The sequence below is a fragment of the Kitasatospora sp. NPDC087861 genome (genome assembly GCF_044742585.1).
In the GTDB taxonomy this organism is placed as follows: Bacteria; Actinomycetota; Actinomycetes; order Streptomycetales; family Streptomycetaceae; genus Kitasatospora.
In genome coordinates, this window is record NZ_JBIUUS010000003.1 from 242,865 (window position 1) to 262,279 (window position 19,415).

Below are 19,415 nucleotides of genomic sequence, written 5' to 3' on the forward strand. Positions count from 1 at the left end.
CCCGCAGGCCCCACCGTCCCGGTGGGGCCTGCGGCGTCCCGGCGCCCCTGGACCCGAACCCCGACTGTGACCGTCCGGCAGCGGCCCGTATGCTGGCCGTTTGAACGACTATCAGCCAAGCCAGCGAGGGTGTCGGCCCACCCGCGGACCCGTCCCACCGACGGCCGGGTGACCAGCGCCGACGAGCGGTGACAGAGCAGGGAACCAACGGCTTCGGCCCAACGGAGCGGTTGCATGGGGGCATACCGGTGGACTCCACCAACGAACACGCGGCGACCAGGGGCAACCGGGGACGGGGACGCCACGGACGCGTCCTCCCCCGGGCCCGGCACGAACGGCGGATCGTCCGCAGGGACGTGCGCAACACCGCGGCCCAACGCGCCTACGTCGCCTGCGCCGAGACCGCCGGCCCGCTGACCCCCGGCGAGGACGGCGCCGCCGTCCGCTACCGCTCGGTCTCCTCCCGCGGCACCACGTTCGTGATGACCGTCCTGGTGACGGCCAACGCACTGGCCGGCCTCGCCTTCGTCGGCTGGCTGCTGCTGCCCGAACACATCCCCGGTTCCGGTGTCGGCTGGTCCCCGGACTGGCGGATCAACCTGGCCCGCATCTGCTTCTGTGCCGTCATCACGGTGGAACTGGTCCGGCTGGTCCAGAACCTCGCCGTCTGGGTGTTCGCCTTCCGCGCCAAGGACCCGGTGCCGGTCACCCCGCCGCCCGGGCTGCGGGTCGCCGTGCTGACCACGATCGTGCCCTCCAAGGAGCCGATCGAGATCGTCGAACGCACCCTCGCGGCGATGCTGCGGATCGAGTACGACGGCCGGGTCGACGTCTGGATCCTCGACGAGGGCGACGACGACCGGGTCAAGAAGATGGCCGCCCGGCTCGGCGTCCACCACTTCAGCCGCAAGGGACGCCCCGAGTACAACCGGTCCGAGGGCGAGTTCCGGGCCAAGACCAAGTCCGGCAACCACAACTCCTGGCGCGCCGAGCACGAGCACGGGTACGACGTGGTCGCCCAGATGGACCCGGACCACGTCCCGCTGCCCTGCTTCCTGCAGCGCACCCTCGGCTACTTCCGCGACCCCGACGTCGCCTTCGTGGTGGCCCCCCAGGTGTACGGCAACATGTACGACAACTGGGTCGCCCACGGCGCCTCCGTGCAGCAGTACCTGTTCTCCGGCCTGGTCGAGCGCGGCGGCAACGGCATGGACGCGCCGCTGCTGATCGGCACCAACCACCTGTACCGGCCCACCGCCTGGCAGCAGATCGGCGGCTACCAGGACTCGATCATCGAGGACCACCTCACCAGCATGCGGGTCCAGGCCTCCGTGAACCCGGAGACCGGCCACCACTGGAAGGGCGTCTACACCCCGGACGTCCTCGCCGTCGGCGAGGGCCCGACCTCCTGGACCGACTACTTCAACCAGCAGAAGCGCTGGGCGTACGGCATCTGGGAGATCCTGCTCAAGAACCGGCTGCGCTCGGGCATCAAGCTGCGGCTGCGCCAGCGGGTGCTCTACGGCCTGGTCCAGTTCTACTACCCGAGCGTGGCGCTCACCACCGTCCTCGGCAGCCTCGCCACCTCCGTGTACCTGGCCCTCGGCGTCACCTCCATCCACCTCAACAGCGCCCACTGGGTGGCCCTGTGGGGCGCCAGCATGGGTAGCTGGTTCGTGCTGTGGCTCTGGCTGCGCCGGTTCAACCTGGCCGCGCACGAGCGACGCGAGATCGGCATGGCGGGCATGGGACTGGCCCTGTTCGCCGGCCCGGTCTACGTCGCCGCCGCCGTCGCCGCGCTGCTGCGCCGTCCGCTCGCGTACGCCGTCACCGCCAAGGGCGACCTGCGCAGCGCCGAGTCGCTGTCGACGTTCCGGCTGCACCTGGTGTGGGCGGCCGTCGCGGGCGGACTGCTCGGCGCGAGCTTCACGCTCCACCACGACCTCTGGATCCTGCGGTTCTGGGCCGGAGTCAGCCTGTTCACCGGCGTCGCGCCGCCGGTGATCTCCTTCGTCAGCGGACGCCGCGAGGCCCGCGCCCGGCGCGCCGCGGCGACGTCGGCGCCCGTCGGGGCCGCCCACGCCCCCGCGGCCGGACACCTGCCGGCCCAGCGGAGCGAACCGCCGCACGACGGGACGACCGTCCGCAGCGACGAACCCACCGCCGCGGACGAGTTCGAGGAACTGCTGGAGCCCGCCCGGGCCGGCGGCCGGTCGAAGCAGGGAGGCCGCTGATGCTGCGGATCACCGTGCCCCGGATCGCCGCCCTGGTCGCCCTGGCCCTGATGGTCGGGTACACCTTCGTCCTGGCGCCCCGGCTCTCCCACGCCGACCGGGAGCCGTACGCCTTCGCCGGCGCCGCCCCGACCGCGCTGCCGAGCTGGCTGGCCAGCGCCCTGGCCGCGCCGCCGAGCGCCGACCCCACCACCCCCGGCACACCGGCGGCCCCCGCACCGACGACCGCCGCACCGACGACCGCCGCGCCGCCCCCGCCGCCGCCGTTCCCGCCGGCCGGCGGCGCGTTCACCGGCATCATGACCAAGACCGGCCCGTACGACCTCGGCCCGCTCGACGAGTTCACCGCCGCCGTCAAACACCAGCCGAACGTGCTGGAGTTCTCGGTGGGCTGGTGGGACCGGAAGTTCGACCGCCGGGTCTTCGACACCGTCGCCGAACGCGGCATCATGCCGATGGTCGCCTGGGAACCCTGGGACTACCACAAGGAATCGAAGGACGACAAGCTCCGCGGCGACCAGCCCGAGTACGCCCTGTCCAACATCATCGACGGCAAGTTCGACGACTACATCAGGACCTGGGCGGAGGGCATCAAAGGCCTCGGCTACCCCGTCGCCCTGCGCTTCGCCCACGAGATGAACGGCTACTGGTACCCCTGGGCCGAGCAGGCGAACGGCAACAGGAAGGGCCAGTACGTCCAGGCCTGGCGGCACGTCCACGACATCTTCAAGCAGGCGGGCGCCACCCGGGTCACCTGGGTGTGGAGTCCCAACGTCGACTACGAGAACGCCACCAGCCTGAACTCGCTCTACCCCGGCGACGACTACGCCGACTGGATCGGGCTGTCCGGCTACTACGGCACCACCGGCGTCGAGAAGTACAAGTCGTTCGACCAGATCTTCCAGCCGACCATCAAGCAGGTCCGGGAGTTCACCCAGAAGCCCGTGGTGATCACCGAGACCGGGGCCACCGACACCTCGGGGCTCAAGGCCCAGTGGATCACCGAGATGTTCTCCCAGCTCCCGCAGCACCCCGACATCATCGGCGTGATCTGGTACGAGGCGCGGAAGGAGGTGGACTGGCGGGTGGCCGCGTCCGGTGCGGCCGCCGAGGCGTACGCCGCCGGGGTCGCCGCGCCCCGCTACAGCACGCCGTGGACCGTCCGCTCCGAGCCGGCCCTGACCGTCCCCCCGCCGGTCCCCGACCCGCCGGCCTCCCCCACCCCCTCGACGTCCCCGTCGGCCACCACCACGAAGCCCCCCGCCAAGAAGCCGACCTCCGGTGCCACCCGGCCCCGGTCGGGTTCCACGCCCGCAGGGTGAACGCGCCACCGACCCGGCCCCAGCACCGGCCGGCCACACCGCCGCAGGGAGGCGAGGACCCCATGGCCCACCCCGTCGTGCCCGGAACCGGGCGCCCCCGTCTGCGACCGTGGTGGTGGCTCGCGCCGTCCATCGCGATCGTGCTGGCCCTGTGCGCGGTGCTGCTCCCGCAGGACCGCCAGGAGCCCACCAGGGCCGCCCCCGCGGTCACCCCGCTGCCGGCCGCCACCGCCGGCGAGATCTGCTCCACGGGGGACAACCGCTACCCGTCCCAGGCCGTCGACTCCGGCCGCTACCTGATCAACCCGAACGAGTGGAACGCCACCGGCGGCCTCTGCATCAGCAGCACCGACGGCGGACCCGGCTTCCGGGTGACCCGCAGCGGGATCAGCCCCACCAGCCTGACCGACCCGGACCGGGGCCCCGGCGCCTACCCGCACATCAGCACCCAGCTCCAGCCCGGCACCGGCCCGCTGCCCATCGCCGTCAACAACCTGCGGTACGCGACCAGCAGCTGGCGCACCACCCAGGTCGACGACGGCGTCTACAACGCGTCGTACGACGTCTGGTACAGCACCAGCCGGACCAGCTGCTCCTTCACCGAGAGCGCCGAGCTGATGATCTGGCTGCGCGGGAACGGCAAGACGCCGTTCGGGCAGCAGGCCGGCGAGCTGCGGGCCGGCGGCGCCTCCTACCGCGTCTACCAGGCGCCGAAGAAGAGCAGCCACACCCTGATCACCTACGAGATGGCCACCAGCGCCACCTCCGTCACCGACCTGGACCTGCGGGCCTTCACCCGCGACGCCGTCCAGCGCGGCTACGTCCCGGCCGGCTCGTACCTGTGCGCCGTCCAGGCCGGGTTCGAGATCTGGGACGGCGGCGCCGGGCTCAGCAGCGACTCCTTCTCGTTCCAGGCCGCCGCCGGACAGCCCAGCGGGGCGATCACCTCGGCCGTGCCCGGCCGCTGCCTGGACAGCCGGATGACGGACGATCCCGCCCTGCTGGGCGCCGGCACCTGCGACGGCTCGCCCGCGCAGACCTGGACGATGGGGGACGACGGCTCGATCGGCCAGTCCGGGCGCTGCGTCGAGGACCCGGACATCGGCTTCCCCGTCCTCACCGGCTGCACCTCGCGCCCCGACCAGCGCTGGCGGGTCACCCCCGCCGGGCAGCTCGCGAACCAGGACACGGGGCGCTGCATCGAGAATCCGGGCGCCTCCACGGGCGGCGCGACGCAGGTGCGGATGCGCCCGTGCGACGGCCGTACGGCCCAGGAGTGGCACCCTCCGGCCTGAGCAGATTACCGCACACAGACTCGATAGACCCTGCCGCGCGACACTACATGTGGGGCTGCATCGGACTCACGCCACTAGATGTATGCTCGTCCCTGCTGTCGACGCAGGGGAACCCGGTGCGAATCCGGGACTGCCCCGCAGCGGTGTGCGGGCGGCTCCAGCAGCCGCCCCGCGAGTCCGAATACCTGCCGATGGTGTGCGCACCGGCCCTCCCGCAGAGGCCGCACCAGCACGAGAAGTACCTTCCGGGCCTCGCGGGCGGGCCGGGGACGCCACTGTCGCGCGACGCATCCTGCGTACGTGCCGTGCTCCCCTGCCCCGAACGGTCCGGTGCCCCGATCACCGCCGCACGATCGCCGCCAGGAGAGAGCGCCTTGACCATCGCTGCCTCAGCCACCCTGCCCGCCCAGGGAACCGGCTCCGCCTTCACCGACCCGACGGTCTCCGACCCCGGGGGCGCGCTGCTGCGGCTGCTCACCGACCGCAGCGTCGACCTCCCCCAGGCCGACCCCGGCCACGTCGCCGCCGCCGCGCTGCGCGGCCGCCACGCCGGTTCGGACTTCGCCGAGCTGCGCGGGCTGGCCGTGGACGCCGCCGCGTCGATGATCGCCGAGGACCCCCAGTACTCGAAGCTGGCCGCCCGGCTGCTCGCCCTGGAGATCGTCGACGAGGCGAACAGCCAGGGCTCGGTCTCCTTCGCCGCCTCGATCGCCGTCGGCCACGCCGAGGGCCTGATCGGCGACACCACCGCCGCCTTCGTCGCCAAGCACGCCGCCGCCCTGGACGCGCTGATCGACCCGCGCGGCGACGACCGCTTCGAGTACTTCGGCCTGCGCACCGTGCAGTCCCGCTACCTGCTGCGCCACCCGATCACCCGCAAGGTCATCGAGACCCCGCAGCACTTCCTGCTCCGCGTCGCCTGCGGCCTGGCGGTCGGCGACAGCGAGCAGTCGGTGCGCGAGGTCGCCGAGCTGTACGGCCTGATGAGCCGGCTGGAGTACCTGACCTCCTCGCCGACCCTGTTCAACTCCGGCACCCGGCACCCGCAGATGTCGAGCTGCTACCTGCTCGACTCGCCGCTGGACAACCTGGACTCGATCTACAGCCGCTACGCGCAGATCGCCCGGCTGTCCAAGCACGCCGGCGGCATCGGCCTGTCCTACTCGCGCATCCGCTCCCGCGGCAGCCTGATCCGCGGCACCAACGGCCAGTCCAACGGCATCGTCCCGTTCCTGCGCACCCTCGACTCCTCGGTCGCCGCGGTCAACCAGGGCGGCCGCCGCAAGGGCGCGGCCTGCGTCTACCTGGAGACCTGGCACGCCGACATCGAGGAGTTCCTGGAGCTCCGCGACAACACCGGCGAGGAGGCGCGGCGCACCCACAACCTCAACCTGGCGCACTGGATCCCGGACGAGTTCATGCGCCGGGTCAACGCCAACGCGGACTGGTCGCTGTTCTCCCCCGCCGACGTGCCCGAGCTGGTCGACCTGTGGGGCTCCGACTTCGACGAGGCCTACCGCAAGGCCGAGCTGGCCGGCAAGGCCGTGCGCACCATCCCCGCGCAGACCCTGTACGCCCGGATGATGCGCACCCTGGCGCAGACCGGCAACGGCTGGATGACCTTCAAGGACGCCTCCAACCGCGCCGCCAACCAGACCGCGCTGCCCGGCCGCACGGTGCACTCCTCCAACCTGTGCACCGAGATCCTGGAGGTCACGGACGACTCCGAGACCGCCGTCTGCAACCTCGGCTCGGTCAACCTCGGCGCCCACGTGGCCGAGGGGGCCTCGGCTGAGGACCTGCTCGGCGCCATGGACTGGGAGCGGCTGGACGCCACCGTGCGCACCGCCGTCACCTTCCTCGACCGCGTGGTGGACATCAACTTCTACCCGACCACCGAGGCCGGCACCTCCAACTCCCGCTGGCGCCCGGTGGGCCTCGGCGTGATGGGCCTGCAGGACGTCTTCTTCAAGCTGCGGATCGACTTCGACTCGGCGGAGGCCGCGCGGCTGTCCACCCTGATCGCCGAGCGCATCATGCTCACCGCCTACGAGCGCTCCGCCGACCTGGCCGAGCAGCTGGGCCGCCACGAGGCGTACGGCGAGACCCGCGCCGCGCGCGGCGAGCTGCACATCGACCACTTCCCGACGGCCGCCCCGCAGTGGGCCGACCGCTGGAGCGCGCTGCGCGCCCGGATCGCCGAGACCGGCCTGCGCAACTCGCTGCTGCTGGCCATCGCGCCGACCGCGACCATCGCCTCGATCGCCGGCGTGTACGAGTGCATCGAGCCGCAGGTCTCCAACCTGTTCAAGCGCGAGACGCTGAGCGGCGAGTTCCTCCAGGTCAACCCGTACCTGGTGCGCGAGCTCAAGGAGCTCGGTGTCTGGGACCAGCAGACCCGGGACGCCCTGCGCGAGGCCAACGGCTCGGTGCAGGAGCTGGGTTGGCTGCCCGCCGAGGTGCGGTCGCTGTACCGGACGGCCTGGGAGCTGCCGCAGCGTGCGCTGATCGACCTGGCCGCGGCCCGGATGCCGTACCTGGACCAGAGCCAGTCGCTGAACCTGTTCATGGCGGCGCCGACCATCGGCAAGCTCAGCTCGATGTACGCGTACGCGTGGAAGGTCGGTCTGAAGACCACCTACTACCTGCGCTCGCGCCCGGCCACCCGGATCGCCCAGGCCGCCTCCGGTGCCGCCCGGGCCGCCGCGCCCGCGCCCGCGCCCGTGCCGGTGAACACCCCCGCTCTCACCCCGGAGCAGGAGGCCGCGCTGGCCTGCTCCCTGGAGAACCCCGAGTCCTGCGAGGCCTGCCAGTAATGACCGCCGACGACCGCAAGATGCTGCTCGACCCCGGCTTCGAGCTGACCCTGCGCCCGATGCGCTACCCGTCGTTCTACGACCGGTACCGCGACGCGATCAAGAACACCTGGACCGTCGAGGAGGTGGACCTGCACTCCGACGTCGCCGACCTGGCCAAGCTGAGCGAGGGCGAGCGCCACCTGATCGGCCGCCTGGTCGCCTTCTTCGCCACCGGTGACTCGATCGTCTCCAACAACGTGGTGCTGAGCCTCTACAAGCACATCAACTCCCCGGAGGCGCGGCTGTACCTGAGCCGTCAGCTGTTCGAGGAGGCCGTGCACGTCCAGTTCTACCTGACGCTGCTCGACACCTACCTGCCCGACCCGGAGGACCGCGCGGCGGCCTTCGACGCGGTGGAGAACATCCCCTCCATCCGCCAGAAGGCGCAGTTCTGCTTCAAGTACATGAACGCGGTCGACCACATCGACTCGCTGCAGACGAAGGAGGATCGGCGGGCGTTCCTGCTCAACCTGATCTGCTTCGCGGCGTGTGTGGAGGGTCTGTTCTTCTACGGCGCGTTCGCGTACGTGTACTGGTTCCGGTCGCGCGGCCTGCTGCACGGCCTGGCGACGGGCACCAACTGGGTGTTCCGCGACGAGTCCATGCACATGGACTTCGCGATGTCGGTCGTGGACACGGTTCGCGAGGAGGAGCCCGACCTCTTCGACGACGAGATGGCCAAGCAGGTCACGGAGATGCTGGAGGAGGCCGTCGAGGCCGAGCTCCAGTTCGCCCAGGACCTGTGCGGCGATGGTCTCGCCGGCATGAACACCGAGTCGATGCGCCAGTACCTGGAGGCCGTGGCCGACCAGCGCCTGGCCCGCCTCGGCCTGCCGATCCGGTACGGGTCGACCAACCCGTTCGGCTTCATGGAGCTGCAGAACGTCCAGGAGCTGACCAACTTCTTCGAGCGCCGGGTGTCCGCGTACCAGGTCGCCGTCGAGGGCTCGGTCGCCTTCGACGACGACTTCTAAAACACCCCACAACGACGCTGCCCCGCACGGCCACAAGCCGTGCGGGGCAGCGTCGTTGGATCAGGCGCCAGGAAACTCCCCGCCCTTGACCCCGGCCACGAAGGCCGACCACGCCTCAGCCGCGAACACCAGCGCAGGCCCGGCAGGATTCTTCGAGTCACGCACGGGGACCGCGCCAGGCATGCCAACGGCCACCTCGACGCACTCGCTCTGCGCGCCCGAGAACGAAGACTTGCGCCACTCAAGCGAGAACTCGTTCACAGTCTCTAGACCTTCTCACTCGCGATGCGCTCGATGAGCGCGATCGACTCGTTGCGGGGAAGCGACTCCGCCAGAGCACGGCGGAACAGATTCGCGTACTTGAAGACTTCGTCCGGCTCCTCAAGGTACAGAGTGCTGAGGAGGCTGTCGACGTACACCACGTCCGTCTCGGCTGTCTCCGGGAAGCTGAGGATGGTGACCGGTCCAAAGAGCGCCGCGTGAACCTCCGACGCCTCAGGCAGAACCTGGACGTTGATGTTGGGACGCTCAGCGGAAACCGCCAGGGATAGAAGCTGCTCACGCATGACTGACGAACCACCGACCTGATGCCTGAGCGCAGACTCCGAAATCACAGCCCATACCCTCAAGGGCGCATCCCTCACCAGGACTGATCGACGTTCCTGACGAACCTTCGTCAGTGTCTCGATCTGGTCGGACGTCGCATCCTCTATCTGCGCCCTCACAACCGCCGTGGTGTACTCCTCGGTCTGCAAAATCCCAGGCACCAGAAGAGTTTGGATGCTGTACATGTCCGACGCATCGGATTCCAGTGCGATGTAGTCGGCATAGTGCGGCGACAGGGTGTCCGAGTAGCGATCCCACCACCCACGAAGACGACCCTCACGCGACAGGACCTCCAACCGGCCCCGGGTCTCCAGGTCCGTCACCCCGTACAGGTCAAGTAGCAACCGGAGGTCCACCAGCCGGATGCCCGACTGCGCGGCCTCGATACGGCTGATCTTGCTCTCGGCGCATGCGAGGTGACGAGCAGCCTGAGCCATCGTCATGTCCACCTCGGTCCGCAGCTCCTTGAGCGTTCGAGCCAACCGCCGCTGCCGAACTGTCGGGTTTCTGTTCAAAGGCACTGCCATGACCTCCCCTCATCTGTGATCCGCAAGTCTGCCCCGCCCCTGCCGCCGGCAACAATCCTTACCCGGCTTTCAAAGTGGAGACTTGCAACATGGAAGCTTCCAGGAGCATGCTACTCAACGTAGTCCGCTAATCGACACATCGTGATCATGGCGGTCTACCCCCGGGCATCCCCATGCCTTCTTCAGCCGTCTTCACCCCGCACACTCCGGAGGTGGCCCCGCCATGCCTGAAACCGTCTCCCCCATCCCCACCGAGCAGACCTGCTGGCTCCCCCGACAAAGCAAGTCCCCCCGGGCCGCCCGCCAGGAGCTCCGAGACTTCCTCCTCCCCCTCCCCTCCGGCGAAGTCCTCCTCCCCATCGGCGAGTTGCTGGTCAGCGAGCTCGTCACCAACGCCATCCAGCACGCCCGCGCCCCGCGCGATCGGCTGATCTTCGTCCGTTACCACCTCGCCCCGGATGACACCCTCCGCATCGAGGTGCACGACGCCAACAGCAAGGAGCCGACGCTCCACCCGGCCTCCGCCTCCGCCGAGACCGGCCGAGGCCTGCTGCTCGTCCAGGAGTTGGCCACCCAGTGGGGCTGCTGCCCCCGCAAGGGCGGCATCGGCAAGTTCGTCTGGTGCCACATCTCCTCCCCCGCCGAGCACGCCGCGTGAGCGCCGTCCGCGCCGGGATCAGCGGCATCATGGCGCCCGCCGACTTCCCCAGCCTCGACCACGCGCTGCCCGTCCTCTGGGAGCGCGTCCGCGAACTCCCCGTCCGCGAGGCCCACCGCGACTTCATCCGCCTCTGCATCGGGCCCGGTGGCGGCGACGGAGTCGCCCTCTGCCTCTCCCGGGGCGGCAGCTGGAGCATGACCCTCTACGTCGGTGAGATGACCGACTGGACCGCCCACCCGATCACCATCACCACCCACCAGCCCTGAACTCCCCCGCCCCGCCCGGCTCTCACGCCGGGCGGGGCGGGGACGATACCTGAGGTGCTATCGGGGCCGCTGGATTCAAGCAGCCCGAATAAGGCGCGCGCGCCCGCCCGGACCGGTGAATTCCAGGGGGCGCTTCGTCGTACCTCATGCGCGATCGTCGGCCAGGCCGGTCACCCGAACGGGAGAACAGCGGTGCTGCGCTGGGACAGGACGCGCGAGTAGTCGACAGCTTCGCCGGTCAGGGCACGGTAGTTGAGCACCGGGTCACCTGCCCTGACCAGGGCAGTCGCGCATCCCACGCACCACGGCCGGGGCGGATGCACGTCCAGGTCCTCGATGACCGCCTCAGCAGTGCGGCACTCCGCGCAGATCGGCATGCTGCCGGCCCTCCTCGCTGTCTCAGGCCCAGGTGGAGCCGCACGAGGTGCAACCCCAACGGCCGTCCATCTCTCTCGACGATGACCTCTCAGCACCGAGGTCCAGAAGGGGAGTGCCACTCGACACTCCCCCTCCTTCGGTGATGGGCCAGCGGCAGCCGTCCGGCTCGCGCAGCCACGCCCACTGGCGCTCCGGCGTCACGGTGATCCCGTAGTCGTACGGTGCCGGTCGGCCGTGCGCCTCCCACTGCGCCCAGGCCGTCAACAGCTCGTCGCCGATGCGTCGCCGACCGCCTTGGTACAGCACGGCGCTGCCGTCGCCACGCGCGGACAGGGCCGCCCACGACGCGGTGCCGTCGTGGATCCAGGCGTTGACGCCCTCCTCGTCCCGGCCGGTGACCACCAGGGCGCCCGGAACGGCGACGCGAACCGCGAACCGTAGATCCCAGTTGTCGGCGAGCGGGGCGAGGTCACGTTCGACGACCTGCCCGGCGTCGGGATCGCCGGTGCCGCGTACTTTCGCGTAGCCGTCGTAACCGGCCGAAGCCGGAGCCGGACCGGACCGGTCGGCCATGAACTGTCCGAGGCCCTGTACCCAGCCGCTCGCACTGCGTCCGTCGGCCCCCACCGTCAGCGCCACGTGCCCGAGCCGTCCCCACGGATAGACGATCCGGCCGCCCGGCCCGGCGGCGCTGATCCACTCGTACGGGACGGTCTCGACGGCATAGGTCGCGTGGATCCGGTCGAACGGGCCGCCGGGCGGCACACTGCCGGTGCCATTGCCGGCAGAGATCTCGGCGTCGACCCCGGCGGTGGCAAGCCGTCGGCGGGCGAGCACGGCGAGGCCTTCGTCGATCTCCGTGGAGACGACCCGGCCGGGGCCGGCGCGCCACGCGGCGAGCGCGCAGCTCCAGCCCTGCCCGGTACCGATGTCCCACACCGTGTGGCCGGGCTCCAGCACGAGGCTGTCCAGCATGTCCGCGACCACTGCGGGCGCCGAGAGACTCGACGACGGAAGTCCACCGGTGACCTGGGTGACCGCCGCCGCGTCTGGGTCGGCATACAGCTCGTCCGCCCACGCGGCTGGATCAGTCGCACGGTCGAGCGGCACGTAGGCGTGGCCGTCCCAGCGCCACAGCCGATCCGGCGCGAACGCGTCGCGGGGCAGCGCGGCCATGGCCTCGCGAAGCCACGGCGAGTCGGTCGGCCACGCCCCGCGCTGCTCCATCACCGTGTCCAGCCGCTCGCGGCGGCCCGCCAGGTCACGGGTCACTTCTTGTGCTTCCCCCCGCTCGGCGGCGGAGGCGGCACCTGCCCGTCGGCATTGCCCGGCGGCGGCTCCCCCTGGCTCGGGTCCGGCGGCGGCTTCTCGTGCTCACCCATGCTGCGATCCCTTCGCGTGCGGAACACGTCCGGCTACCCATCCTTGTGGGCCACCGTTGCCCGGCGGTAGATGCGCAGAGGCGCACCCAAGGGTGCGCTCGTACAGACGCGCGCCGGACGGTACCCCCGCCCGTCCGAATGAACTCCCGGGCCGCACCGGCATCGCGCGCACACGTACCACCAGGCCCCCCGCTACGGTCCGGCGCACAGCCGAACGAAAGGGGTACGCCGTGACGACCGGAATCCTGGACTACCGGAGCGACGCGATCGTCCAGCTCATGAACATCCCGGAGGAGGACTGGACCGAGCAGGAGCTCAAGGACGCGCTCCAGCGGGCGATCATGCTGGAGTTGTCGACCATCCCGCCGTACGCCACCGCGCTCTGGTCGATCACCGATCCGGACAACAGCCAGCCGATCCGCAACACCATCCACGAGATCGTCTTCGACGAGATGTCACACTTCGGCCTGGTCTGCAACATGCTCACCAGCATCGGCGGCACCGTCGTCCTCACCGACCCGCTCACCGTCCCCACGTACCCGGGCGAGCTGCCCGGCGGCGTCAACCCCGGGCTGGAGGTCTTCCTCAGCGGGCTGACCCGCGACTCGGCGGGCCTCTTCTCCGACATCGAGAAGCCCGAGAACCCGCTCGCCTTCGCCGCCGACGGCAACACGATCGGCGCCTTCTACCAGCGCATCGCCAAGGTCTTCCCGAAGTTCGCCGACCTCCTCACCGGCCGGCACCAGGTGAGCTTTCCGCTCGGGTCGAGCCACGGTGCCGGCAACGACATCGTCCCGATGAACACCATCGACGACGTGCTGAACGCCATCCACGTCATCCAGGCCCAGGGCGAGGGCACCGACGCCTCCCCGGACAACCCCTTCCCCGGCGTCCCGGGTGAACTCGCCCACTACTACGCCTTCAAGGAGATCGCCGTCGGCAAGAAGCTGGTCCAGAACCCCACGACGAAGAAGTTCGAGTTCACCGGCCCCGACCTCCCGCTGCCGGACGCCCACCCGGTCGCCCGCGTCCCGGCCGGCGGCTGGGCCAACGACCCCGCCAACAAGCCCGACCAGGCCACGGCCGCCCTCCTGCGGACCTTCAACCAGCAGTACAGCGACATGCTGCGCGCCCTCGAACAGGCCTGGGGCGCCGCCGGGCCGAACTCGCTCTTCCAGGCGATCGGGCTGATGGGCCAACTGCGCGGCACCGCCCAGCAGATCAACGGCGTCAAGCTCCCCGCCGACCCGCGCTTCACCTACGGCCCGGAGTGGCTCTTCGTCCCGGCCTGACAGGCGCCGCAACGCCGCTGCCCCGTGAGGAAGTTCCTCACGGGGCAGCGGCGTTGCGGCGCTCAGTCCTTGACCGAGCCGGCGGTCAGGCCCTGGGCCAGGTAGCGCTGGAGGAACTGGTAGACCACGATCACCGGCAGCGAGGTGACCAGCGCACCGGCCGCGAACAGGCCGTAGTTCTGGTCCTGCTGGCCGGAGATGATGCCGTAGAGGCCGACCGCGACGGTCTTGGAGTCGTTCGAGGTCAGGAAGATGTTCGCCAGGATCACGTCGTTGAGCGCGGCGGTCAGCGACAGGATCGAGATCACCCAGCTGCTCGACGCGGGCGTCACCGCGATCATCGCCGGCAGCGACCTGATGGCCCTCGGCGTCGCCCAGGCCGCCCGCGAGGCCGGCCGCTCGGTGCCCGGCGACCTCTCCGTGGTCGGCTACGACGACTGCTACCTGGCCGCCCACAGCAACCCGCCGCTGACCACCGTGCGCCAGCCGATCCAGGAGATGGGCGCGGCGGTCGCCGAGGCCCTGTGGCGCCAGCTGGAGGGGCACGGCGGCCAGGCCCGGGACTACCTGTTCACGCCGGAGCTGGTCGCCCGCGAGTCCACCGGCCGGGCGCCCGGCTGACGCAACGCCGAGGGCCGGGACACCGCTCGTGTCCCGGCCCTCGTACGTCCCGCACCGTCAGTTGTTCGGCGCTGTCAGTTGTTCGACGCTGTCAGCTGTTCGGCACCGTCGCGTAGCGCGGGGTGCCCTCGGCCATCTGCTTCAGCGCGTCCTTGCGGTCCCGCTTCGACAGCTTGTCGATGTAGAGGGTGCCGTACAGGTGGTCGGTCTCGTGCTGCAGGCAGCGGGCGAAGAAGCCGGTGCCCTCGACCCGGATCGCCGTGCCGTCCTTGTCCACGCCGGTCACCGCCGCGTAGTCCGGGCGGGGCAGTTCGGCGTACGCGGTCGGCACCGACAGGCAGCCCTCGTTGCCGTCGTCCAGCACCCGCCGGCGGTCCGCCGGGTACTCCTCCAGCGTCGGGTTGATCACGTGGCCGATGTGACGCACGCCCTCGTCGTCCGGGCAGTCGTAGACGAAGACCTTCAGGTCCACGCCGATCTGGTTGGCCGCCAGGCCCACGCCCTCGGCCGCGTACATCGACTGGAACATGTCGTCGATCAGCCCGGACAGCTCACCGTCGAACGCGGTGACGTCCTTGACCTCGCGGTGCAGGACCGGGTTGCCCACGACGGTGATCGGACGCGCGGTGCCCCGGGAGAGGTCCGGCTCCTCACCGACCACCTTCAGCGGGGCCTCGTCGGCCGCCGACTCGTGGCCGTGGTCGTGGTCGTGGTCGTGCTGGTGGTCGTGCTGCTCCGCCATCGCTGCCTATCCGCTTCCGCTTCCGAGAATGGTCCAGGTATACGGCTCGCGCCGGGTATACCGGTCAAGGGTAAGCGGCGCGCTCAACAGACTTCCTCCAGATCACGGTACGCCCTCGTCCCGGGGGACGCCGCGGCCCAGCGGTCCAGCAGTGAACGGACCAGCAGGGCGGGCGCGGCGATCCCGCACTCCCGCTCCACCAGCCAGGACATCCCGGCCGCGCCGCCCTGGCTGAGGTGGCTCAGGTGGCCGGGGTGCGCGGCGTCGCCGTCGTCGTGCGGGTCGTGGTGGGCGGTGTGCCCGTCGTCCGCGGCCATCCGGCTCTCCGAGCAGGCCCGGCAGAGCAGCCGCACCGAGGACGTCCAGTCCTCCGCCGCGAAGCCGGCGTCCGCGACCACCCGCTCCAGCGCGTCCCGGTCCCCCGCCGTGGCGGCCTGCAGCAGCACCACGTAGGTCGGCACCGGGGAGGGCGCCCACAGCTCGATCTCGTCGAACACCGGGTAGGCGACCCCGTCGGTGACCCGCTCGCCGTGCGGGGCGCCGTCGTGCAGCACCACCTCGCCCCAGCGGCGGCCGGAGGACGGCAGCGGGATGGACAGCACCTCGATCCGGGCCGGGTCCAGTCGGCGGCCCCACACCACCTCGGACTCGCCGTCCGGGGAGAGCCGCACCGGGGTGGTGCCGAGGTCCAGGCTGACCGGGCCGTCCGGCTGCCCGCCCGGGCCGCCGGGCAGTTTCAACCCGTACGCCTGCCAGGCGCGGCGGGCCAGCGGCCAGTCCTGCAGGGCGGTCGCGGTGATGCCGAGGTTCCACCAGTCGGGGGCGCCGTGCTCGCGGTCCAGCAGGGCGACGGCCCGCAGTCCGGCCGAGCGGGCCTGCTCCCAGTCCCGGCGGAACTTGTGCAGCAGGGCGAGGTTGAACCAGGAGTCGGACAGCCAGGGCTCCAGGTCGGCGGCCATCACCAGCAGCGCGCCGGCGTCCTCGTAGCGGCCGTCGCCGATCAGCGTGAAGGCCCGGTCGGTCGTCTGCCGCCAGGTGGCGGACGGCCGGTGCCGTGCCCGGTGGAAGATCCTCACGTTCGTCCCTGCCGTCGTCGTCCGCTCAAGTCCCGTACCACCGCGCCCGGATCCGCTTCCGCGGGGTCGGGGCCCGGTGCCCCGGGTCGGTGTTTCCACGCTACGACCGCATCCAACCACGCCCGCCCCCGCCCGCGCTCCCCACCGCCGAGGTCGGGGCCCGCCCCTACCCAGCCTGCCCGCCCGGCCGCCACGCCTCAACCCCGGTGGGGGCCGCCCGGTCCGGACCGGGCGCCGGGGACCCGAGCCGGGCGCCGGAGACCCGAGCCGGGCACCGGGCCGGGCACCGGCTCAGGCCCGCACCTGGCCGCCCACCCGGGCCAGCGCGTCCACCACCCGGGCGTCGTACACCCGGCCGCGGCCCAGCCGCAGCAGCTCCAGCGCCTCCAGCCGGCCCACCGCCTCGCCCAGCCCGCGGCCGCGCGCCGCGGTCAGCAGGTCGTCGTGGGCGTTGGCCACCCGGATGATCCTGGCCGCCAGCGGCACCGAGCCGTCCCCGCCGACCGGACCGGGCACCGGGTCGGCCAGCCGGGCGACCTGCTCGGCGACCTGCCGGGGCACCCCGGTGCGGCGGATCACCTCGCTGCCCAGCCGGGCGATCCGCTGCTGCTCGGCGCAGGGCAGCAGCGCGGTCGCGCCGTCCGGCACCGGCTCGACCAGCGACAGCTGGCCCACATCGTGCATCAGCGCCGCGTACTCCAGCAGGGCGAGCTCGCGGGTGCCCAGCCCCAGCTCGCGCCCCAGCGCGCACGCCGTGTCCGCGACCCGGCGGGCGTGGCCGTGCGGGGTGTAGCCGGCCACCTCGGTGGCCCGGGCCAGGCTGGCGATGGTCTGCCCGGTGGTGGCCCGCACCGCCGCGGCCCGCCGGAACGACACCTGGGCGAGCAGCAGCGGGGTGCAGAACAGCGGCAGCGCCCACAGCCCGACCTCGCCGGCCGCCAGGCTGACCAGCATCCCGGTGGCGACGATCGCCGAGCCGATCCCGAACAGCGAGCGCAGCTCGTCCTCCAGCGCCGCTGGGAACCGCAGCCCGGTCTCCGGGCCCGCCGCCGACCGGCGCAGCAGCGCCGCCAGGGTCGCGTCGCAGAGCGCGGCCAACGCGGCGACGGTGGTCAGGAACGCGCCGTACGCCGGGCCCTCGGGCGAGAAGCGGTCGACCAGACCGCCGTTGTAGAGCGGCTGGAAGACGGCGGCCGCGAAACCGACCCCGAGCAGCCGGCGGGCGGCGCTGTCCCGCCGGGCCGGGTCGGCCCAGGGCGGGCGCCGGTGCGGGCGCCCCGGGCGGGAGCGGTGCGGCGGGCCCGGCCGGCCCAGCGGCGCACGGCACGCCCTGAGCCAGGGCAGCGCGAGCCCGGGCAGCCAGGCCAGCAGCAGGCCGACGCCGGTCACCGCGACCACCTGGAGCGTGCCGTGCGCGGTGGGCACCCCGCGCAGCGGCCCGAGCAGGGCGTACGCCAGCGCGCCGGCCGCGCCGATCGGCGCCTGCTCGCGGTCCCCCGGAAGGGTGATCCGGACGCACTCGCCGAGCGCGATCAGCGCGGTGAACGCCAGCGCGACCCTCGGCTCGGCCACCCCGCGCAGCCCGACCGCGCCCCCCGCGAACGCCAGCAGCGCGGCCGCCGCCGCGTGCACCGCGCGGGCCTCGCGGCCGGCCGCGGTCACGGCTGCCCGGCCGGGGAGGCGGTCCCGCCCTGCGCGGGCACCCGCACCGGCGCCGCCCGCACCGGCTCGGGCACCCCGAGCGGGATGTCCGGGACGGCCCGGATGCTGTCCTCGGGCGGCGGCAGCACCGGCTGCCAGTCGTACCCGGCCAGCGCGTCGATCAGCGCCCGGACCATCACCGGGTCGAACTGGCTGCCCGAGCAGCGCTCCAGCTCGGCCACGGCCTCGGCAACCGGGCGGCCGCGCCGGTAGGAGCGGGTGGAGGTCATCGAGTCGAAGGCGTCGGCGACCGAGATGATCCGGGCGAACTCGGGGATCTGCTCGCCGGCCAGCCCGCTCGGGTAGCCCCGGCCGTCCATCCGCTCGTGGTGGTGCAGGATCCCGGCGTGCGCCTCGCCGAGGAAGGCGATCCCGCGCACCAGCTCGTACCCGTACACCGGGTGGACCTCGACGGCCCGCCGCTCCGCCGCGCTGAGGGGACCGTTTCTGCGCAGCAGCTCGGTGGCCACGCCCAGCTTGCCGACGTCGTGCAGGATCCCCGCGAAGCGCAGGGTGCGCAGCCGCTCGGCCTCCATGCCGAGCTGACCGGCGATCAACACCGAGGCCCGGCCGACCCGTTCACTGTGCCCGCGGGTGTAGGCGTCCTTGATCTCCACCGCCTGCACCAGCGACTGCACGGTGGCCTGGTGGGCGTCCCGCTCGCGCTGGCCCTGGGCGAACACCCAGGCCGAGATCGACAGCGGCAGCAAGGCCAGCAGCGCCGCGAACGCCCCGTACGGGCCCTGCCAGAGCACGGCCACCATCAGCCCGCCGGCCGCGTGCACCAGCACCGGCAGCCCGCACACCGTGCCCGCCCCGCGCAGCAGCACCCCGGGGCGGCGGTCCTCGGCGAGCATCAGCATGGCGCCCACCAGCACCCCGTTGACCAGGCAGAACGTGACGACGGCGGCGAAGCCGGGCAGCAGCGCGGCCGGGAAGCGGGAGCCGAGCAGAAGCTGCGGCCCGTGCAGCAGGTGGAAGGCGGCCGAGGCGGCGAAGGCGCACAGCGCGAGCTGGGAGCCGTTCCACAGCTGGCGGGTGCGGCAGGTGCGTCCGCTCGGCCCGCCGAGCAGCGCGGCGGGCACCGCGACCAGCGCGGCGGCGGCCGGCGGCAGCATCAGCACGCCGGCGAACAGCACCGGGAAGAAGGCGTTGACCCCGGGGCGGGCGGGCGCCCGCTCGGGCGGCGGCGGGCGGCGCAGCAGTCGGCGCACCAGCCGCAGGCAGGGCGTCGGCAGGCCCTGGGCCAGCGACTCCCAGCAGCCGTGCAGGAAGGCCAGCAGCCCGACCTTGGGCCAGTCCACGGGGGCGCCGAGCCAGCGCGGGAGGCCGGGCGCCACCCCGGTCGGCAGCAGCGGCAGCAGGCAGCACAGCGCCGCCACCGGGACGGCCACCAGGTAGCGCGTCGCCCCCTCCGGCAGGGCCGCGCCTCCACTGTCGGTAGCGATCTCGACCTCCCCCGCCGTCCGGGCCCGCGTTG

18 protein-coding genes and 1 riboswitch are annotated in these 19,415 nt (G+C 72.1%); of the genes, 9 read left to right on the top strand and 9 right to left on the bottom strand.

Features of this window, described 5'->3' with window-relative positions; all coding sequences use genetic code 11:
• Positions 1 to 356: 356 nt before the first annotated feature.
• The 5 genes from ACIOJE_RS06120 to ACIOJE_RS06140 all read left to right on the top strand — a co-directional run bounded on the left by ACIOJE_RS06120 (position 357) and on the right by ACIOJE_RS06140 (position 8,683).
• Positions 357 to 2,234 carry a glycosyltransferase family 2 protein gene (locus tag ACIOJE_RS06120; RefSeq protein WP_400773649.1) on the top strand — a complete coding sequence of 626 codons (1,878 nt, stop codon included), beginning with the start codon at positions 357 to 359 and terminating at the stop codon, positions 2,232 to 2,234.
• Positions 2,234 to 3,556 (top strand): glycoside hydrolase family 26 protein, encoded by a 1,323-nt coding sequence (locus ACIOJE_RS06125; protein WP_400773651.1) that lies wholly within the window; start codon positions 2,234 to 2,236, stop codon positions 3,554 to 3,556. Before ACIOJE_RS06120 ends, ACIOJE_RS06125 begins: the two co-directional genes overlap by 1 nt.
• A 62-nt stretch (positions 3,557 to 3,618) precedes the next feature.
• Positions 3,619 to 4,851 (top strand): GH12 family glycosyl hydrolase domain-containing protein, encoded by a 1,233-nt coding sequence (locus tag ACIOJE_RS06130; RefSeq protein WP_280676217.1) that lies wholly within the window; start codon positions 3,619 to 3,621, stop codon positions 4,849 to 4,851.
• Positions 4,852 to 4,916: 65 nt separating this feature from the next.
• Positions 4,917 to 5,059, top strand: a riboswitch (cobalamin riboswitch).
• A 190-nt stretch (positions 5,060 to 5,249) separates the two neighbouring features.
• Positions 5,250 to 7,667, top strand: a complete 2,418-nt coding sequence (locus ACIOJE_RS06135) for a ribonucleoside-diphosphate reductase subunit alpha (RefSeq protein ID WP_280676613.1) — start codon at positions 5,250 to 5,252, stop codon at positions 7,665 to 7,667.
• On the top strand, positions 7,667 to 8,683 hold the full coding sequence (locus ACIOJE_RS06140) for a ribonucleotide-diphosphate reductase subunit beta (RefSeq protein WP_280676219.1): 1,017 nt from the start codon (positions 7,667 to 7,669) through the stop codon (positions 8,681 to 8,683). Before ACIOJE_RS06135 ends, ACIOJE_RS06140 begins: the two co-directional genes overlap by 1 nt.
• A 60-nt stretch (positions 8,684 to 8,743) precedes the next feature.
• Here ACIOJE_RS06140 and ACIOJE_RS06145 read toward each other — a convergent pair whose 3' ends face one another.
• Entirely contained in the window at positions 8,744 to 8,944 is a 201-nt protein-coding gene (locus tag ACIOJE_RS06145) for a DUF397 domain-containing protein (RefSeq protein ID WP_400773653.1), read from the bottom strand.
• Positions 8,945 to 8,949: 5 nt separating this feature from the next.
• On the bottom strand, positions 8,950 to 9,816 hold the full coding sequence (locus ACIOJE_RS06150; RefSeq protein WP_400773656.1) for a helix-turn-helix domain-containing protein: 867 nt from the start codon (positions 9,814 to 9,816) through the stop codon (positions 8,950 to 8,952).
• Positions 9,817 to 10,039: 223 nt separating this feature from the next.
• Here ACIOJE_RS06150 and ACIOJE_RS06155 point away from each other — a divergent pair, with 223 nt between their 5' ends.
• Together ACIOJE_RS06155 and ACIOJE_RS06160 are read left to right on the top strand one after the other, a co-directional pair.
• Positions 10,040 to 10,474 carry an ATP-binding protein gene (locus tag ACIOJE_RS06155; RefSeq protein WP_400773658.1) on the top strand — a complete coding sequence of 145 codons (435 nt, stop codon included), beginning with the start codon at positions 10,040 to 10,042 and terminating at the stop codon, positions 10,472 to 10,474.
• Positions 10,471 to 10,743 carry a hypothetical protein gene (locus tag ACIOJE_RS06160; RefSeq protein WP_400773659.1) on the top strand — a complete coding sequence of 91 codons (273 nt, stop codon included), beginning with the start codon at positions 10,471 to 10,473 and terminating at the stop codon, positions 10,741 to 10,743. The genes ACIOJE_RS06155 and ACIOJE_RS06160 overlap by 4 nt, the downstream gene beginning before the upstream one ends.
• Positions 10,744 to 10,913: 170 nt before the next feature.
• Here the strand turns inward: ACIOJE_RS06160 and ACIOJE_RS06165 are convergent, their stop codons facing one another.
• Together ACIOJE_RS06165 and ACIOJE_RS06170 are read right to left on the bottom strand one after the other, a co-directional pair.
• Positions 10,914 to 11,120, bottom strand: a complete 207-nt coding sequence (locus tag ACIOJE_RS06165) for a hypothetical protein (protein WP_030057944.1) — start codon at positions 11,118 to 11,120, stop codon at positions 10,914 to 10,916.
• Positions 11,121 to 11,142: 22 nt separating this feature from the next.
• Positions 11,143 to 12,393, bottom strand: coding sequence for a protein-L-isoaspartate O-methyltransferase (locus ACIOJE_RS06170; RefSeq protein ID WP_400773662.1), 1,251 nt, complete (start codon positions 12,391 to 12,393; stop codon positions 11,143 to 11,145).
• Between the two features lie 340 nt (positions 12,394 to 12,733).
• Between ACIOJE_RS06170 and ACIOJE_RS06175 the strand changes: the two genes are divergently transcribed.
• Positions 12,734 to 13,795: a ferritin-like protein gene (locus tag ACIOJE_RS06175; protein WP_400773664.1), complete on the top strand. Its 1,062-nt coding sequence runs from the start codon at positions 12,734 to 12,736 to the stop codon at positions 13,793 to 13,795.
• Positions 13,796 to 13,857: 62 nt separating this feature from the next.
• Here ACIOJE_RS06175 and ACIOJE_RS06180 read toward each other — a convergent pair whose 3' ends face one another.
• Positions 13,858 to 14,103: a hypothetical protein gene (locus tag ACIOJE_RS06180; protein ID WP_400773666.1), complete on the bottom strand. Its 246-nt coding sequence runs from the start codon at positions 14,101 to 14,103 to the stop codon at positions 13,858 to 13,860.
• Here ACIOJE_RS06180 and ACIOJE_RS06185 point away from each other — a divergent pair.
• The gene (locus ACIOJE_RS06185; RefSeq protein WP_400773669.1) at positions 14,069 to 14,416 is read left to right on the top strand and encodes a substrate-binding domain-containing protein; all 348 of its coding nucleotides are present in this window, start codon (positions 14,069 to 14,071) and stop codon (positions 14,414 to 14,416) included. The genes ACIOJE_RS06180 and ACIOJE_RS06185 overlap by 35 nt on opposite strands.
• Positions 14,417 to 14,507: 91 nt before the next feature.
• On the opposite strand, the gene def is transcribed toward ACIOJE_RS06185, so the two are convergent.
• The 4 genes from def to ACIOJE_RS06205 all read right to left on the bottom strand — a co-directional run bounded on the left by def (position 14,508) and on the right by ACIOJE_RS06205 (position 19,329).
• Positions 14,508 to 15,083, bottom strand: coding sequence for a peptide deformylase (def, locus tag ACIOJE_RS06190; RefSeq protein ID WP_280676616.1), 576 nt, complete (start codon positions 15,081 to 15,083; stop codon positions 14,508 to 14,510).
• A gap of 158 nt (positions 15,084 to 15,241) precedes the next feature.
• Positions 15,242 to 16,234 (bottom strand): hypothetical protein, encoded by a 993-nt coding sequence (locus ACIOJE_RS06195; protein WP_280676238.1) that lies wholly within the window; start codon positions 16,232 to 16,234, stop codon positions 15,242 to 15,244.
• A gap of 291 nt (positions 16,235 to 16,525) precedes the next feature.
• Positions 16,526 to 17,896, bottom strand: a complete 1,371-nt coding sequence (locus tag ACIOJE_RS06200; protein WP_400773671.1) for an HD-GYP domain-containing protein — start codon at positions 17,894 to 17,896, stop codon at positions 16,526 to 16,528.
• A complete protein-coding gene (locus tag ACIOJE_RS06205; RefSeq protein WP_400773673.1) occupies positions 17,893 to 19,329 on the bottom strand; it encodes an HD-GYP domain-containing protein in 1,437 nt (478 codons plus the stop codon). The genes ACIOJE_RS06200 and ACIOJE_RS06205 overlap by 4 nt, the downstream gene beginning before the upstream one ends.
• Positions 19,330 to 19,415 lie beyond the last annotated feature (86 nt).

Bases quoted from the DNA above. Each gene is read 5' to 3' on its own strand.
- ACIOJE_RS06125 (WP_400773651.1), top strand. From the start codon at position 2,234: ATGCTGCGGATCACCGTGCCCCGGATCGCCGCCCTGGTCGCCCTGGCC.
- ACIOJE_RS06130 (WP_280676217.1), top strand. From the start codon at position 3,619: ATGGCCCACCCCGTCGTGCCCGGAACCGGGCGCCCCCGTCTGCGACCG.
- ACIOJE_RS06140 (WP_280676219.1), top strand. From the start codon at position 7,667: ATGACCGCCGACGACCGCAAGATGCTGCTCGACCCCGGCTTCGAGCTG.
- ACIOJE_RS06150 (WP_400773656.1), bottom strand. From the start codon at position 9,816: ATGGCAGTGCCTTTGAACAGAAACCCGACAGTTCGGCAGCGGCGGTTG.
- ACIOJE_RS06155 (WP_400773658.1), top strand. From the start codon at position 10,040: ATGCCTGAAACCGTCTCCCCCATCCCCACCGAGCAGACCTGCTGGCTC.
- ACIOJE_RS06165 (WP_030057944.1), bottom strand. From the start codon at position 11,120: ATGCCGATCTGCGCGGAGTGCCGCACTGCTGAGGCGGTCATCGAGGAC.